Here is a 17470-nt window from a genome sequence, read left to right as displayed (position 1 = left end):
ACCCTCCATTACCGATTGACTGAAATATCATTGTAGTTGATCCAAGTATTACCATATCGAATATACCAAGTAGGAATTAAGTTCACCAAAACATTCGTTTTAGCACTCCCCTGCCAACTGTAGCCAAGCTCAATTCCATTAATCTTACTTTGCTTATAGCCAAGCGCCTTCAATTTACTTAACACCGCGTGCGTGCTTGGTAATTTAACGTCTGGCACCCAACTTGGAACTGGAATTTGTAAACTAGCCATTGAAAATTGATACTTCAGTGACGAATTATCAACTACCTGCATCGTAATCGAACCCGAGTTGATATTATTAAAAATAGGGAAGCCTTCAACATAGCCCCGATAAGTAGCGATTTGTTTTTGTTCGTTATAACCAAAATACTTAACATTATCTAACGATACTCCTGAATTGATCAATGCATTGTAATTACTAAATAACAGTTGATTTAAGTTACTTGGAATTGATTTTGGCCGTTCATCGACATACTTAACGTCATTATTATTATAAAACGTAACCTGCTTAGAATCTTGATCATTATAAACCGTTCCGTTCTTTTTATGCTTAACGTTAAAGTTTTGTGATTCACCCAGTAGTCGAATTACATAGTAGTTTTGTTGTTGAACGTTCACTAAATATGCATATTGTGGCATTTTCTGATTCTTTTTAAAGTAAATTAACGGCCGTTGATTAAACATCCCAAATGAAACGCTAATTCGTTTCATCTTAGTGTTCAAAAATTCATTTAAATCACTAAGTGAATGCTGCTTCACGGAAACGGTATAAATTTTATAATCATCGTCACCCAATAAATAAATGTGTCTAGAATCATTTAACGGAATTACCACCCGGTTAATCTTCCGATTAGGAAAATTGCTAAAACGCTTATTCACAAATTCATTTAAAATGGACATCGAAACCGCACTCGAATAATTTAAGATGTATGCATTCGGCCGCTTTAACATCTTCAAATAATCATTTTCGGAATTAGATGAAGTGGATTGAATCCGGGCATCCTGAAAATTTTGAATATCTTCACGAATTTCACCGATTAAGTTAATTGATTGGTTAACTAATAGGTGTTGATTGCCATCATCATCATTATGCATCAACTGAGTGGGCGCATACACATCATAAATCGGTTTACTATTTAGCTGACTCTTAATGTTGGTTCCGGAACTACTTGAAGCGTTGTTCTTATAGTGTGAAGGGTTCAACCACAATGAGGCAGATAGAATAATACTAATAATAACTGAAGCAGTTAAAAGTAATGGTAGTAAATACCTCACTAAGCGATTAATTCTCATCCCATAAATCCTCCTCCATCGGTTCATAAGGGAGCGCAATAAAGAATGTCGAACCCTTACCATCTTCACTTTTAACCCAAATCCGACCACCTTGGGATTCAATTACCTCTCGTGAAATTGCTAGTCCCAGTCCAGTCCCACCTTGAGCCCTAGCACGGGCCTTATCAACCCGGTAAAAACGATCAAAAATGTGATCGATCGCATTCTTTGGGATTCCCAGTCCCTGGTCTGAAATGCTCAAAATGACCTGATTATGGGTTTCGTATAGTGAACAGGTAATTTTACCACCATCGGGAGAATACTTCATGGCATTATTCATAATATTATCAATCACCTGGGTAAATCGATCCGCATCAATTTCGACCCAGAGTGTCTGAGTTGTGAACTTCCGAACGATTTGATAGTGCTTGTTGGTGTCAATTCCCTTTTCAGTCTTATTTCCATTTTTAATGATCATATCAAACTGATTCAAAATATAGTTGAATAATTCGTTTAAATTAATCATTTCCTTATTAATTTTTTGCGTTCCAGAATCCATTCTAGACAGCGTCAATAAGTCGTTAATCATCCGAATCATCCGATCCGTTTCATCCTGAGCAACCTTTAAGAACCGTGGCGCAATTTCCTTATCCTGCCAAGCTCCATCTTGCAGGGCCTCAATATAGGAATGCACACTGGTCAACGGGGTTCTTAATTCATGGGAAACATTCGACACAAATTGTTTGCGATCCCGATCAATTTTTTGTTGTTCAGTGACATCACGGAGCACACAAACTAACCCACTAATAAATCCGGATTCCCTTTGAATTGAGGTGAAATGAGCATGCAAAATTAAATCACGCCCTTCATGGGTGTAATCAAGCGAAATCTCCTCTGGTTGTTCCAATAGCTGGCGAAGCGTATAGTCATCTTGAATTTCTAACACATCCATAATTGAATGCCCAATGATACGATCCTCAGTAGTATCTAAAAACTTAGCCGCCTCGTAATTAGCAATGATAATATTTCCGCGCCGGTCAGTGGCTAACACCCCATCAGTCATGTTAGATAAGACTGAATCCAGCCGCCGCCGTTCTGATTCAGTCGATTCTTGTGACTCTTCGACCTTAACTGATAAGTTATTAACCGCCATTGCTAACTGACCCAATTCGTCCCTTCCGTAGACTTGAACCTGGCCTGAATAGTCTCCACGGGCAATTTGTAAGGTTTGTTTCTTCATTTCATCAATTGGTCTGGTGATTGCCCGTGAAATCACAATTGACATCAAAATCCCTAGTAAAACCGCAATTGCAGCCGCTGCTAGGTAAATAACGGTAATATTATTAATCGTAGTATAAACTGGATTTAAACTTGCCTTAATGTAGACAGCTCCAACTACATCACCATTTTGACTGCGCAAAAGTGGCGTAATTTTAATAAAGTACTTGTTATTATCGGGTTGGATTGTCTTCGTAACGGTCTTGTTATTATGAATAGCGTCTTTAATTCCAGAATCAACCGATTTCTGCCCCACGATTGATTGATTATTGACCTGGTTAGTGCCCCTAATAATCCCCTTACTATCAACTACTTGGACCTGGTCATCACCGCTATTATCAACATCAGATAATAATGACCGGATCATTGTATCCGCTTTTTGAGTGTCATTCTTGGCTAGCTGAGTCGTTAGTGAATTATTAACGTAGGTCGGCAGTTGGAGCTGATTTTCAAACGTTTGAACGTTTCTTTTTTCCAACTGGGTAACAAATACACCACCCACAATTTCTAGTGTTATCAATAGCATCAAAACGAATACCAATGCCATTTTAAAATCAATTGACTGAAAGAACTTGAATCGCTTATTCAAAACAGGAATACCCCTTTAACAACTAGTCATCATTACTCATTTTCAGAGTTTCTAAGGTAGTAACCAACTCCACGACGGGTTACTAACCATACCGGATGACTAGGATTATCTTCAATTTTTTCACGCAACCGCCTAACGGTTACATCAACCGTCCGGACATCACCAAAGTAGTCGTATCCCCAAACGGTTTGTAATAAATGTTCACGGGTCATTACTTGACCAATGTGTTGAGCTAAATAGTGTAATAATTCGAATTCACGATGGGTCAGTTCGATACTTTCCCCCCGCTTAGTCACTGAATACGCTTGTGGATGAATGATTAAATCACCAATTCGAATGTCTTGATTATCATCATCTGCAGCATTATCGCTAGCAGTTTGCCGTCTTAAGTTTGCCTTAACTCGTGCAACTAGCTCCCGATTCGAGAATGGCTTTGTGACATAATCATCAGCGCCCAGTTCTAGTCCCAAGACTTTATCTAATTCCGAATCCTTTGCAGTAACCATGATAATGGGTGTATCGTGGTTTTTTCGAACTTGACGGGCAACTTCTAGCCCGTCAACCTTAGGTAACATTAAATCCAAAATAATTAAATCTGGATTTTCTTCATCCACCTTTTCAAGTGCTTCTTCTCCATCATAGGCTACTGAGACATCGTAGCCCTCCTTGACTAAATTAAATTTCTCAATATCAGTGATCGGCTTTTCGTCGTCTACTACAAGTATTTTTTTCATAATTAAAGTCCCTCTTAAATTATCGATTTCTAGTTTTAGTTGTTTTTAAACGGTTTCTTATAGGTTTGAACAGCTAATCCTTAGACTAGCTCCAGTATGAATTATATCACGGCTAGACCCGTTGTTCATTGAATTAAAACGGAATGACAAATTTTTTTAAACTTTTTTTGAAAAAAGGGTTGCCAACTAATTGCTCAGATGATATTATATAAATCGTTGATATTTTAAGTGATATCAAAAAGTAATTATTTGGGCAGTTAGCTCAGCTGGCAGAGCAACGGACTCTTAATCCGTGGGTCCAGGGTTCGATCCCCTGACTGCCCATCAAATGATAAGTAGCTGTTATAATAAGGTGTTTAAACCCTTGATATAACGGCTTTTTTAATACCTAAGGCAGTTATAAGATATTAAAACAAACATTCAAAACTTAGTCATTAATTTTAAATAATATACCGCTTGTGTGGTGGTGATGTAAGGTTACTCAATTCATTTTGAGTAGCCTTTTCATTTTACTTTGAATATCTAAACGCAAACTTGCGTTATGATCCATTGTCAGCATAGAAAGACCTGCCTAAAATTCGGCTTATCTCAATAGTTAGCAATATTACTATTAATCAGACGCTCTCAGTGCTTAAGTTCATCCACTAAGTGATTAACTATCTATTGATGATGTTTAAATTAAGTCTACTTCACTTAATACAGTCGCATTTCGCTACGGTATTCCGTGCATCCCTTACGATTATCCAGTTCTGATAAACCAAACGTGGTTTTTCTAAATAATCTACGTGCTAATTCTGAAAACGTAAATTTTCGTTTTCTAAATAACCTGCGTATCTGTTTTGGGTACGCTGTTAAAATCTACCCAATTTTGAGGGGATGTCTTACTATCGTTGCTTTGGTAGGATTGCCTTATATTCGGACTATTAAATCCATAGCAAAGAATGCTTCTTTAGCGGGCTTGACTTATTTTCGGGCAAGCTAGAATCTACCAAAGAATGCTATTGGTATGGTTCAATATGATTTTCTTATGTATGGCTTTATCATGTAGAGTTTGCAAATAAGCAAAATCCCTACTAAGTATGTACAGCGGTTAGGATAACTCCCAACCACCACAAGACAACGATAAACATGGATAAATACAGGTAATCAGCCTATAAAATTAAGATGCTTAGCATGTCTCCTCTTTTACTACCTACGTATTATCATTAAACATTATTATTATCAAACTAATTAATCTCAATGAATTTATGCTAAAATTACGATTGCGTGTTTAAGTCTAATCAGCTTAGTTTATAGCACACAAGGGTGTGATAGCATGGATTCCCTTTTACTACTGGATTTAATTATACGGGCTTTAGCTCTTATATTGGATCTTGCTAAGTTCTTATTTTTGAGTTGTTTAAACATAATGATAAGGATTAGCTTGGTTAAAACTACATAAAATTAGTCCAAATTATTGACATAGGAGCAGAATAGCTAACTGCTTGTGTTTTATTTACTGTTTCAATATAATTTATATTTGGTGCTTAATAATTAATTTTAAATCTGAATGAATAATTCAACGGTTGTTAGGATAGCATTATTGTTACGTAATAAAAAATTACAACTAAAAACAAAAATGTAATATAATTGTGCTTAGTAATAACCATATTTATTCGTAATGTATCTATATAAATAAGCAAATACATAATTATGTTACAAAATATTATCAATGGGGAGGGAGCCCAAAATGAAGTACAATAACTTTAACCTAGTCGTTAAACAGGAACTCCGAAAAAAGAAATTGCACCAAAAAAGAAATGTTCAACTAGCAACGGGTGCGGTTGCTGGAATTGGGTTATTTAGTATTCACATTTGGGGTCAATCTGATAATCATGCCCATGCTGATAGTATTCAGTCCACCGAAACAAGTTTCGCTTCAACCGCCAGCAGCGCTTCCAGTTCAAGCGCTACTGTTACTAATAATAGTAGCAGTAATAATATCGATTCCCAAGCCGCTAGTGATGCTCAAAGTACTGAGGCTGCGGAACAATCTGCAAGCGCAAGTGCGAGTGCCAGCGCCAGTGCCAGCGCAGCAGCCAGTAGTTCTGCTGCGCTGGCAGCTGCAGCGAGTGAGGCAAGCGTTAAATCTAGCATCGCATCAATGGCTGAATTGCAATCAGCAACAAATACACTCAGCAATCCTAGTGACACATCCGAACAGTCCGTCCAACATACCGTTAATATCATGGGGACTGATGGAACTTACCATCCATACGTTGTGATTGGTAATAACGGAGCTGTTGTGACCCTTCCCAATGGTCAATCGGTTAAAATCAACGGTACCCAACTAGTTGATCCTAAAACTAACCAGGGATTTAATAACCAAGATAATTTTAATCAGGGTAGCTTTACCCCTAATTATCAGTCCTACACGGTTACCTATCGCGTTCGGTTCGTTGATCAAAATAATAATCCAGTGGCTAATCAATATAATAATGAAGCTAAGGATGGGTATGTAGATTTTAATACTCGAATTCATGGTTACGATGGAGAACCATTTAGAATATATTATCAATCACAATTTGGTAACCAATTTCAGGGATTCACCCCCCAACAAATTGGTAATCAAGTCGATTCCAATGGAATGTATTTTACTGCTATCTTAAATCATGGACTCGCTAATGGAAACGATGTCATTACCATGAAGGGCTCTTTACCATCCGTTAAGGTAAGGTACTATACCGTTGCTAGCAATGGTGTCAAAACAGTCTTTGATCCTGGAGATGAACAATTATTAAATGGTAATTCAATTGACTATACCACGCCATTTAATAATTATAATCAAAATAACGTTAAACTAACTGATTATTTCACGCTTCCTAACGATATAAATGATTCCACATACAAAAGCAATGTTGATTCGAATGGTAACTATACCCTCGATGTTCAATTGGTCCCAAAGCCAATCGAACAAGACATTCCAGTCATTTTAAGATCAACAACTGCTAGTGGTTCTTCAGGTGATATTCCAGCGACCGTCCATCTATCTGGGACTTACGGTAATCAAAGTAATATTACCGTGACTGCAGATAACATCAATGTTAACAATGGATATATCAATCCCCTTACTAACAATAGTAAACCCGTTATCTTTAGCAGCCGTAACACCACCCTTTGGGCCACATTGGGCGCTAAGTTAAATGCTGATAATTCAATGGATTATAATAGTAATAATTATAGTTGGACAAAGGATCCTCAGATTACATGGGAAAATACCAATAACTCAAATAGTAATGGAGTTACGCCGGTACTTTACTACATGCCAATTACCTCTTCAGATGTTGTTCCAGTCCCCCATTTAACCTATGACTTCAAGTTTTGGGGGCCACAGAATTTGGATGGTTCTGGTTATGAGTCTGATCCTACAAAAACCAGTAACCAATTTGCAAATGCTGTTAATTATCGGACCTACCATTGGGATTTAACTGGTGATAAGTTCGCCCCTTTAAACACCATTTATAGAATGACATCTTGGAATTATACTGGATTTGATAAAAGTGATCCTAATAAACCTGAAAATAATTATGTAATTCAAATCGTTAAGGACAGTAACGGCAACGTCGTCCCCAAACGATTAAAAATTATTAATATGTCTGGATTAGCAATTGAGTTAAACAATACTAACATCGATCAATCAAGCAACCGGAGGGGAATTACCCTTCAAGAAAACATCTCAGATATAGCTAATGAAAATAAGGATTCTAAGGATGTGATTCATAAAGTTGAAAATGGTGTTGATGGTTATACCATCCCTAAAAACATGTTCAACCCATCCAGTTCAGATACCACCCCAGTCTTTTATCCAAACGGAACTAGGGTATTAAGTGAGTGGAACTCTGGTCATTTATTAAACTATCATAATGGAAATTATTACTATGATGATGATACGAACTATCAAAATCCTGTTAAATTGCAATATGATGATGATAATAACCAGCCAACCGTAACTTCTAGTTACTCAGATCCTAATAAATCGTATGACATCGGGTCAATTAACAATTTTGCAAAACAATATCCAATTACCCTTCAATATTTAAACAGTGGTAATAACGTGAACGGAACCACCGTTGGTGGTCCCCTACCGCTACCCAACGCAAGTACAATTACCAGTAAAACAATCAATGCCTATACGGAAGATCGGATTTACTATGATCCTAGTAGTAATGCCTATTATTTGGAACGATATGGAACGGACACAGATCGGGGACAAAACCCTTCCGATATTGGCGTCCAAAAGGAAAAACTTTTCGATGCTCCCGCTGGTTGGGAGTACGATTTAAAAACCCAAAATCAATATGCTTCCAATAATTACAGCCAAGATAGTTCTAAACGGGGTGGATTAAGAACTGCTAGTTGGATCGTGGGTGACGATGCGGATGTTCCTAGCGCTAATACCCAAATGCATCCATATGCTCCTGATCATACTGATCGGACCGTTGCGGTTTATTTAAATGCGGATAAAGATAGTGATCATTTTGTTCAAATTAACATCCCATACATTAACCTCACCAATGGAAAGCAAATTTACTTCCAAACGCTATCGGATAATGATCCTAAATTTGATCCTAATTCATTTAATATTTCTAACTATTTACCAATCCAGGAATCACCATATGGAACATTAACTTTAAAGGATAATCCACACGTCTTCGATGGATATAATAGATATATTTACATTGCTGCTGATCAATTTGCTAACGTTTATCCTAACAACAAGTCATTTACTTACTATATTTATTTACTTCCTTATGATCCTAATGATCCTAGCAATGTTAATTACAAATATCCATTCCAAGTTCACTACATCGATACGAGTGGAAATGAAATTGAAGCTGGGACACATGATAGCCCGATTGTTCAAGGAAACCGAATGGATACCGTTGATAGTGCATTAAGGGATAATAACTATGCACTTTGGAACTATCAAAATGCAGGTTGGAGTTATGTTGGCTATCGATTAAATACAATTGATTCACAACTAAATTCACAAAATGATTATCAAGATAAAATTTTGAATCAATCCAAGAATAATGGTAATCCAATCTTTGGTAGCTACACCCAATTGTACATTGTATTGGACAATAATAATGGTAGTGGTAGTAGTTCATCTGCTAATAGTTCTAACAGTAGTAGTGCTTCATCTGCTAATAGCAGCGCTTCATCTAGTTCCAACGGTAGTAGTACTTCGTCTGCTAATAGCAGCGCTTCCAATAGTTCCAACGGCAGTAGTGCTTCATCTGCTAATAGCAGCGCTTCATCTAGTTCCAACGGTAGTAGTACTTCGTCTGCTAATAGCAGCGCTTCATCTAGTTCTAACAGTAGTAGCTCTTCATCTGCTAATAGCAGCGCTTCATCTAGTTCTAACAGTAGTAGCTCTTCATCTGCTAATAGCAGTGCTTCATCTAGTTCTAACAATAGTAGCTCTTCATCTGCTAATAGCAGCGCTTCCAATAGTTCAAACGGTAGTAGCGCTTCGTCTGCTAATAGTAACTCTTCCGCTAGCTCCAACAGTAGCACTTCGTCTGCTGCAAGCAGTTCAGCTACTAGTTCAGGAAGCACCGTTGTTAGTGGAGCTACTAGCTACGGACATCATCAAAGTAGTAACGCCTCTTCTAACTCTGTTAATAGTTCTGCATCATCAAACCCAAGTTCATCCAATAGCAGTAGTGCTACTTCCAGTTCAACTAGCAGCGGCATAACTACCTCAAGTAGTAGTGCTTCATCTAGTTCCACTAGCTCAGCTAGCAGTAGTCCATCTTCCAGCCCGTCTAGCAGTAACACTACGAATTCAGGCAGTAGCAATACGACTACTATCTCAAAATCAAGTGATGAAGTTGAAATTTCAACTAGTTCTGAAAGCACTCAACTGAACGCCCAACGGGAGAATGAATTGAGTAATGATAACAATCAGGATGCGGACCAGTTGCCACAAACCGGTGAACGTAATAATCGTTCAGCACTCTTTGGCTTAATGTCACTGGGCGTCTCAGCAATCTTAATTGGTGAATACTTCCGTAAAAATAAAAAACGTAAATAATTCAAAAGCGCTTATAAGGTTATCCACAGTGGACAACCTTATAAGCGCTTTTTTAATTTACCTAGTTAATTTTTCATGGTCCATCCCCGAACTAAGTAAGAGGTGATTACCATGCTTAACCAGTGTAAATGGTTGCGATGAATTATTAATAACGCTCCGCCAGCGGTTTTTACCCGTCTTTTTCAACTTAACGTTTATTCCATTCACCCTAGCATGGTTACCACTGATGAACAGTGCTATTCCAGAACTAGACCAGCTGCCGTTGATCGAAGCGGCATCCGCAGTTATTGGCATCATAGCTAATAGTGCAATCGTTGTCATTAATCCGAATAACATTTTTTTCATAATCAATCACTCCATATGTATAATTATTAAATCAAAAATAATTATACACCATCCTAAAAAGAGTAGCTTGGATCAAGCTACTCTTTTTAAAATCTATTTTAATAAATGGTCTAATTGCATCCGTTTAGCAAGGTAGTACCCAGTCTGACTGTCCTTTGATTTAGCAATATCACTTGGCGTTCCAGTAGCGACCACTCGTCCACCAAGGTTACCACCCTTTGGACCCAGATCAATGACGTAGTCTGCATTCATAATTACATCCAAATCATGTTCAATTACCACAAGGGTCGCTCCCTTATCAATCAATTGTTGGAAAACATGGTTTAAAACTTCCACGTCCTTTGGATGCAGCCCCACGGAAGGTTCGTCAAATACAAATAGCGTATCGCCCTGTTGACGACCCATTTGTGAAACTAGCTTTAGACGTTGGGCTTCACCACCAGAAAGAATGGGGGTGCTTTCACCCAAGATTAGATAGCCCAACCCCATCTGATCTAATGATTGTAAAATATCATAAATTTTATGCTCATCTTTGAAAACCGCCTTTGCATCCTTAACCGATAAATCAAGAATATCAGCAATACTCTTCCCATTCCATTTAACGGCTAATGTATCGGGAGCATAGCGCTTACCATGACATACTGGACAGGTCATCGTCATATCAGGTAGGTATTGAACATCAAGCGAAATCGTTCCGGTTCCCTGACAATTAGGACAGGCCCCATCCTTCACATTGTATGAAAACCGGCCCTCATTCCAGTGGTGGCGTTTAGCAGTAGGAGTTTGCGCAAACAATTTTCGCACTGGATCTAAAATCCCACAGTACGTTGCAACCGTTGAACGAACGTTTTTGCCAATTGGCACTGAGTTAATCTCAATGACCCGTTTTAAACCGTTGCTGTTAAACTGATCAATATAGCTAGGTAATGGTTGCTTAGCGGCTTGTTTTTGCATTGCCGTTACTAGTCCACTCATTACCAGTGTGGACTTTCCGGCTCCTGAATAACCAGAAAAAACGGTCATTCGATTCTTGGGAATTTTAACCCCGACATCTTTTAAATTATGGCGATGATTAATGTGTAAATCAATTTGGCCGTGTTCAAAGAGTTTCGATTCAGGTGCTTGCGGGCGTTCAATAATTTGTCCCTGACCATTTAAGAACGGTGCAATAATTGAATTTGGCAGCTGCTTAATCTCATCCGGAGTCCCATAATCAATCACTTGTCCCCCTAGGCGACCGGCCTGTGGCCCGATTTCAATAATATAATCGGCCGCTGAAATAATATCAATATTATGGTCAACTACGACCAGTGAATTCCCCTGGCTAACTAGTTGGTGTAATACCTTAATTAAACCAGCAACATTTGCAGCATGGAGCCCAACGGAAGGTTCATCTAACACGTACAATACCCCGGTGGTTTGGCTTCGTAACGTCCGGCCTAGTTGAATCCGTTGTAACTCACCAGTTGAAAGGGTATTTCCCGGTCTTGAAAGGGTAAGATAATCTAACCCCAGGTCATAAATCGGTTTAATGGCCCCCTTAAATTCATTAAACAAGCTAGTGGCTAATTGGTTCATATCATCAGGTAGAGACGGTGCTAGTTGATCCATAAACGGTACCAAGTCTAAGAGCGCCATATCACTTACCTCAGCAATATTCTTGCCCATTAACTTTGTTTTATAAACATCCGGGTCAAATCGATCCCCCATGACAACGCGGACAGGTCCCGAATTCATAAAAACGGTCCAAGCGCTTGATTGACCGTGGATTCTTGGTGGTTTTCATACTATCCTCAACGGCAGCAAAGGCGTTTTCATACTTTGCATTTAAATTAAAGACCCGTCCCGCTTTAGTGGGCCAGCTAATTTGATATTTCTTATCAGGACCATTAAAAATTAAATCCTTTTCATGGTCAGTTAGATCCTTGAACGGAATATCAATGCGAATCCCCATTTCTCGGGCAACTGAAGGCATAAAATTACGACCAGGAAGATGCCAAGATGCAACGGCCCCCTGCGCAATCGTTTCATTTTCATCTTCAATTAACGAGGATTTTAAAATTTGGCGTACCTTTCCAGTTCCTTGGCATTGTTTGCAGGCACCATCCCCATTGAACGCAAACGACTCTGCACTTGGGGCCTCAAAGGCAACCCCACAGGTAGGACATTTAATCTTCCCCCTGGCATCCCCAGATGCATCCATCGCCTGGGCCACCTTAATGGTAGGTGGCACGGTATGCCCATTCGGACAAGTATACGAACCCAGTCTTGAGAACATTAACCTTAATACGTTTAAGCCTTCAGACATCGTTCCAACAGTAGAACGGTTCCCGGGAACGGTAGGCCGCTGACGTAATGCGATTGCTGATGGTAAGTATTCAATCCGTGTCACATCAGTTTGAGCATCCTGACCAATTCGGCGTCTCGTATATGTAGATAGTGCATTCAAATACCGGCGCGCGCCTTCAGCATAGAGGGTCCCCATCGCAAGTGATGACTTCCCAGAACCAGAAACACCAGTAATTGCCACAAATGCGTTTAGTGGAATTGACACATTAATGTTTTTTAGATTATTTACCCTTGCCCCATAAACCTTAATGTTATCGGGAATCGTTTCTTTATGTTGAATCGCCATACTATCACCCTTCTTTATTATTATCGTACCATAACTATTCTAAGATGAACGCTAAAAAGATTTTAATATAGATTAGTCCATTCTAAGCAGGGCTACTAGTCAATAATCAAATTCCTTTTAAATGTTCACATGTTTCATCCCTGTGAATTTTTATTTACATATTAATAACATTCCAGAATAAATTCAACTTTAGTAATATGATAAAAGTAATTACATAAATTAGGAGTGAAGTTAATGTTTCACAATCACAGTTTTAAACAAATGACAATCACACTAGTTACGGCCGTTACCCTTGGGACGGCTGTAACTACTTCAGTAGTTAACGCCAGTTATAAACCAGATTACTATTCAGACTTTTCAACTGAATCGTTAGGCCAAAATCAATATATCACTTCATCAACTGCACTAAGTAAGTTAAAGAATAACGCTAGGGCTGCTGCAGCAATGGACGCCAATAGTGGTAAATTCGTTTATTCAAAGAACGGCAGTAAAAAGTACGCAATTGCATCCACCACTAAGATAATGACGTTATACCTTGCGATTCAAAAGGCCAAGAAATTGGGCCAATGGAACCATCGGGTTAAGATTTCCAACAGCCTCGTTAAGATGAGCAGAAATAGTGCACTTGGTAGCTTTAAAATGAACTCCAGTAGTCGTTACACCGTTCGGAGTTTATATAAAGCTGCACTAATCGCATCGTCAAATAGTGCAGCCATTGCGTTGGGCCAATACGTTGCAGGTTCAAATGCTAAGTTCATTTCAATGATGAACAAACAAGCTGATGCATGGGATATCGGTAGTCAAGCCCATTTCGTTTCATCATCAGGATTAGAAAACTCCGATCTTTATCCATATGGATTTAGGGTCGGTAGTCGTGGTGATTACAACAAAGTTAGTGCCCGGGCATTGACCATTATCGCTCAACACCTATTAAAGCTATACCCATCGATTGTAAATGATGCTGACCATCGGTACGCTAAATTATATGGTCAAACCATTAAGAACGTAAATGAGCTCCTCCCGGGTGGTTATAGCTATCATTCAAACCTTAATGTTGACGGTCTGAAAACTGGCTATACCCCACTAGCCGGGTATTGTTTGGTCAGTACCAGTACTAAGGGTAATCATCGTCTAATCGTAACGACTCTACATGATAACACCGGTTCTAAGGATCAAGCTAGAATGATTGCTGCAATTTATAAATATTCATCCCTGTTCCAATAATTAAAAATGCGCTTTCTCAAATGAGGAAGCGCATTTTTAATTATGATAATGGTTTTAAAATCGTGTTTAATTGATCGAACGTCTTGAACCGATCACCAATTAAGACCCCGTCGATACCAAGTTTCTTAGCTAATTCAGCTTCACGGGGTTCCACATGACCACCTAATACTAAGCGGTACTTCACATTGTCATATCTAGAAAGAATTTTCTTCAGTTCATCAAACGTCCGTGCAGCGGTTTCATCAGAATACAACCGCTTGCCCTCTAAAGTGGACTTAATTGATTCCCATGAAATGATTACTTCATGGTTACTTAAATCAAGGTCACCAACGATGTTATTGAATTCCTTTTCAATCCCATCTTCATCATTTTGGGAACCCATACAAATAATGGGAACAATTTTATGCCGCAAAGCGTTTTCTAACTTGTTATGGATGATATCATAACCTTCATGTAATTGAATCCGCCGTTCCAAGTGTCCGACAAAAGCATATTTGATTCCAAAGTAATGTAATTCATCAGCGGATGGTTCTCCGACGGTCCGCTTTGTAATGGTAATATTTTGCGATGCTTCTTGAAAATTTTTAAAATGATTGGGTTGAAGCATAACTGGTGAAATAATTAAGTCTGGGTCAAAAGTATGACTTTCAACATCCTTCATCATTTTTTGTTGTTCATTAACAGGCATTAAAGTCTTAAAGTTCATAATACATAACATAGAAAATTACCCCTTCAATATGAAAATCCTTGTAAACTAATTCTAGCACAATTGTGGATATGACATATAACATTTTCACTTACGAATTAGCCAAATAATAATCAATGCCATGATTAATAATATGAAAACATTCTGCCGGGTTTGACCATTATTAACCCGAATGATCCAAGCATTCAATCGATCTAAGTTAAGCCGGCGAGCTAATTGAGGATGGTCATTAATTAACCACCGCCAAATTATAAATACGGCATAAAACACTAGCAACACGATTGCAGCATAAAACATTAGCCATGCTGCAAAAAACAGTAACGCTATGATTACAACAATTGCAATTAAGGTGCCAAAGCAACTAAAGAAGAGCTCTAAGCCACCCAAAAATAAAAGTAACAATAATAAAACAAGTATCATTTTTTCACCACCATCTTATTAATTCTACATTAATTAACAATTAATAATCAAACTAAACAAGTGGGTGATATTTTAATTAACATTCTTTTACAGGCAATACTTAAATAGGGTTAACCACCAATTTGGTAGTTAACCCTATTTTATAATTTAAAATGATTAAATGTTTTTTTGCATTCCGAACCATTCAATTCCACCAAAATTGGAATTAGAGCGGCCAAGCAATTCAAAGCCATGTTTTTCATAGAATGGAATCAAGTGCTCACGACAATCCAAGGTTACCCCGGATAATCCGCGTTGTTTAGCCAATTTTTCGATTTGATCGAGCAACTGAGTGGCAATTCCATGTCCTTGGTAGTCGGGGTAAACGGCCAGCCCTAAGATTGCAAGATACTTATCACCAGGCTTACTATCTAGGTCTAAATGGTAAGCATCATTATCCAATAGTTGGTTACTAGTGGTCCGTCCGATTAACATTCCGGCAACATGATCATCATCAGCTGCAATGATGGTTGTTTCTGAAACATGTTTAAGCACCTGGATAAATTCATTTTCATCCATTCTTTCTTCAGGTTCAAAACAACTTTGTTCCACGTGTAACATTCCATCTAAATCATTTTGAGTAGGTGGTCTAAAAGTAATTTCCATTTTATAGTTCTCCAATCGTTTAATTTACTAATTATAGTGTACCAGAGCACCATCATAAAAAGATATACTATTTAAACTAATTTAACTAATTATCTAAAAAATAATTAAGTTCCCGTTACTCATCGTCCATATATGAAATTGATGAAAATTTATTATGGGATTTAATAAATAATAACTTAACCGTTCCACGTGCCCCGGAACGGTTCTTCTCAATAATCACTTCAACTTCACCGATGTCGTTGTTGCCATCATCTTGGGAACCATCGTCATCGTCCCCCTCATCACGTTCGTAATAATCATCACGATATAGAAATGCTACAATATCAGCATCTTGTTCAATCGATCCTGATTCACGAATATCTGAAAGAACGGGCCGCTTATCCTGTCGTTGTTCCACTCCCCGTGATAACTGGGAAAGCGAGATTACAGGAACGTCTAATTCATTTGCTAATTTCTTCATTTGCCGCGAGATGGCAGAAACTTCTTGTTGTCTGTTTTCACGATTGCCACCTTCAATTAATTGAAGGTAATCAACCACAATCAGCCCTAAATTACCCTTTTCCTTAGCTAGCCGGCGACTTTTAGCCCGAATTTCTGACATACGAATGCCAGGGGTGTCATCAATATATACACTCGCCTTAGAAAGACTGCCCATTGCAATCACCAGATTTTGCCACTCTTCAGAGCTTAAATTCCCGGTTCTGAGGTGGTTTGCATCGATACTGCCCTCTGCACAGATCATCCGGTTAACTAGCTGCTCAGCCCCCATTTCTAAACTAAAAATGGCAACCGTATTATTAGTTTTAGTCGCAACGTTTTGAGCAACATTCAATGCAAAGGCAGTTTTACCAACCGCTGGTCGAGCAGCAAGAATAATCAATTCACCACCATGCAATCCGGTCGTGATTTCATCCAATTTTTGAAATCCAGTCGAAACCCCAGTTACGGTGTCTTTATTTTTTGACAGTTCATTAATTTCATTGAAGGATAGCTTTAAAACATCACCAATGGATTTAAATCCGGATTGATTGCGATTATCAGAAACGTTCATAATCTTCGTTTCAGCATCATCTAGCAAAGTGGTAATGTCATCGTTATTATAACTTTCCTTTGCAATGCTAGTGGCGGTATCGATTAACTTTCGAGCCACTGACTTATCATGAACGATCTTAGCATAGTATACAATATTCGAAGCAGTCGGAACCGATTGGGCCAATTCAGTTAGGTATGGAATTCCGCCAACATCTTCCAGTTGCTGATTAGATTGCAAATAATTAGTGATGGTTAATAAATCAATTTTTTCATCCCGATCATTAAGCGTTTCCATCGCCTGAAAGATAATCCGATGCGCGTTTTTGTAAAAATCATCAGACTGTAGTTGTTCCATGGCTTCTGGTAATGATTCAGTATCAAGAAAAATTGCTCCCAAAACGGCTTTTTCAGCATCAATATTTTGTGGTGGAATTTGATTCATTACTTCATTGCTCATAGGATTTCCTCTTTTTGATCTTTAATCAAAATGG

General features: G+C 38.3%; 10 protein-coding genes, 1 tRNA gene and 1 pseudogene. 3 read left to right on the top strand and 9 right to left on the bottom strand.

Annotation, left to right across the window (positions count from 1 at the left end):
• Positions 1-8: 8 nt before the first annotated feature.
• Genes MOO44_RS03640 through yycF form a run of 3 tightly spaced genes read right to left on the bottom strand, consistent with a single transcriptional unit; the run spans position 9 to position 3893 of the window.
• Entirely contained in the window at positions 9-1313 is a 1305-nt protein-coding gene (locus MOO44_RS03640; RefSeq protein WP_260117062.1) for a YycH family regulatory protein, read from the bottom strand.
• Positions 1303-3159, bottom strand: a complete 1857-nt coding sequence (gene walK / locus MOO44_RS03635; RefSeq protein ID WP_260117061.1) for a cell wall metabolism sensor histidine kinase WalK — start codon at positions 3157-3159, stop codon at positions 1303-1305. The genes MOO44_RS03640 and walK overlap by 11 nt, the downstream gene beginning before the upstream one ends.
• A gap of 32 nt (positions 3160-3191) precedes the next feature.
• Positions 3192-3893, bottom strand: coding sequence for a response regulator YycF (gene yycF, locus MOO44_RS03630; protein ID WP_279306816.1), 702 nt, complete (start codon positions 3891-3893; stop codon positions 3192-3194).
• Between the two features lie 251 nt (positions 3894-4144).
• Here yycF and MOO44_RS03625 point away from each other — a divergent pair.
• Positions 4145-4217, top strand: a tRNA-Lys gene (locus tag MOO44_RS03625).
• 1405 nt (positions 4218-5622) lie between these two features.
• Positions 5623-9972 carry an LPXTG cell wall anchor domain-containing protein gene (locus MOO44_RS03620; RefSeq protein WP_260117060.1) on the top strand — a complete coding sequence of 1450 codons (4350 nt, stop codon included), beginning with the start codon at positions 5623-5625 and terminating at the stop codon, positions 9970-9972.
• Positions 9973-10029: 57 nt separating this feature from the next.
• On the opposite strand, the gene MOO44_RS03615 is transcribed toward MOO44_RS03620, so the two are convergent.
• Together MOO44_RS03615 and MOO44_RS03610 are read right to left on the bottom strand one after the other, a co-directional pair.
• On the bottom strand, positions 10030-10317 hold the full coding sequence (locus MOO44_RS03615) for a hypothetical protein (protein WP_260117059.1): 288 nt from the start codon (positions 10315-10317) through the stop codon (positions 10030-10032).
• Between the two features lie 93 nt (positions 10318-10410).
• A pseudogene (locus MOO44_RS03610) lies at positions 10411-12952 on the bottom strand (excinuclease ABC subunit UvrA).
• Between the two features lie 234 nt (positions 12953-13186).
• Here MOO44_RS03610 and MOO44_RS03605 point away from each other — a divergent pair.
• Positions 13187-14176 (top strand): D-alanyl-D-alanine carboxypeptidase family protein, encoded by a 990-nt coding sequence (locus tag MOO44_RS03605; RefSeq protein WP_260117058.1) that lies wholly within the window; start codon positions 13187-13189, stop codon positions 14174-14176.
• 40 nt (positions 14177-14216) lie between these two features.
• On the opposite strand, the gene MOO44_RS03600 is transcribed toward MOO44_RS03605, so the two are convergent.
• From MOO44_RS03600 to dnaB, 4 genes are all read right to left on the bottom strand, one after another.
• A complete protein-coding gene (locus MOO44_RS03600; RefSeq protein ID WP_260117057.1) occupies positions 14217-14894 on the bottom strand; it encodes a triose-phosphate isomerase in 678 nt (225 codons plus the stop codon).
• A gap of 75 nt (positions 14895-14969) precedes the next feature.
• Positions 14970-15302 carry a hypothetical protein gene (locus tag MOO44_RS03595; RefSeq protein WP_260117056.1) on the bottom strand — a complete coding sequence of 111 codons (333 nt, stop codon included), beginning with the start codon at positions 15300-15302 and terminating at the stop codon, positions 14970-14972.
• A 156-nt stretch (positions 15303-15458) separates the two neighbouring features.
• Positions 15459-15947: a GNAT family N-acetyltransferase gene (locus MOO44_RS03590; protein ID WP_260117055.1), complete on the bottom strand. Its 489-nt coding sequence runs from the start codon at positions 15945-15947 to the stop codon at positions 15459-15461.
• A 115-nt stretch (positions 15948-16062) separates the two neighbouring features.
• Complete coding sequence (gene dnaB / locus MOO44_RS03585) at positions 16063-17436, bottom strand: replicative DNA helicase (protein WP_260117054.1); 1374 nt, start codon at positions 17434-17436, stop codon at positions 16063-16065.
• Positions 17437-17470: the final 34 nt, after the last annotated feature.

The organism is Nicoliella spurrieriana, from assembly GCF_023380205.1.
GTDB lineage: Bacteria > Bacillota > Bacilli > Lactobacillales > Lactobacillaceae > Nicoliella > Nicoliella spurrieriana.
The sequence above is the reverse complement of the archived record's forward strand: the minus strand, read 5'-3'. Positions and strand labels throughout refer to the sequence as shown.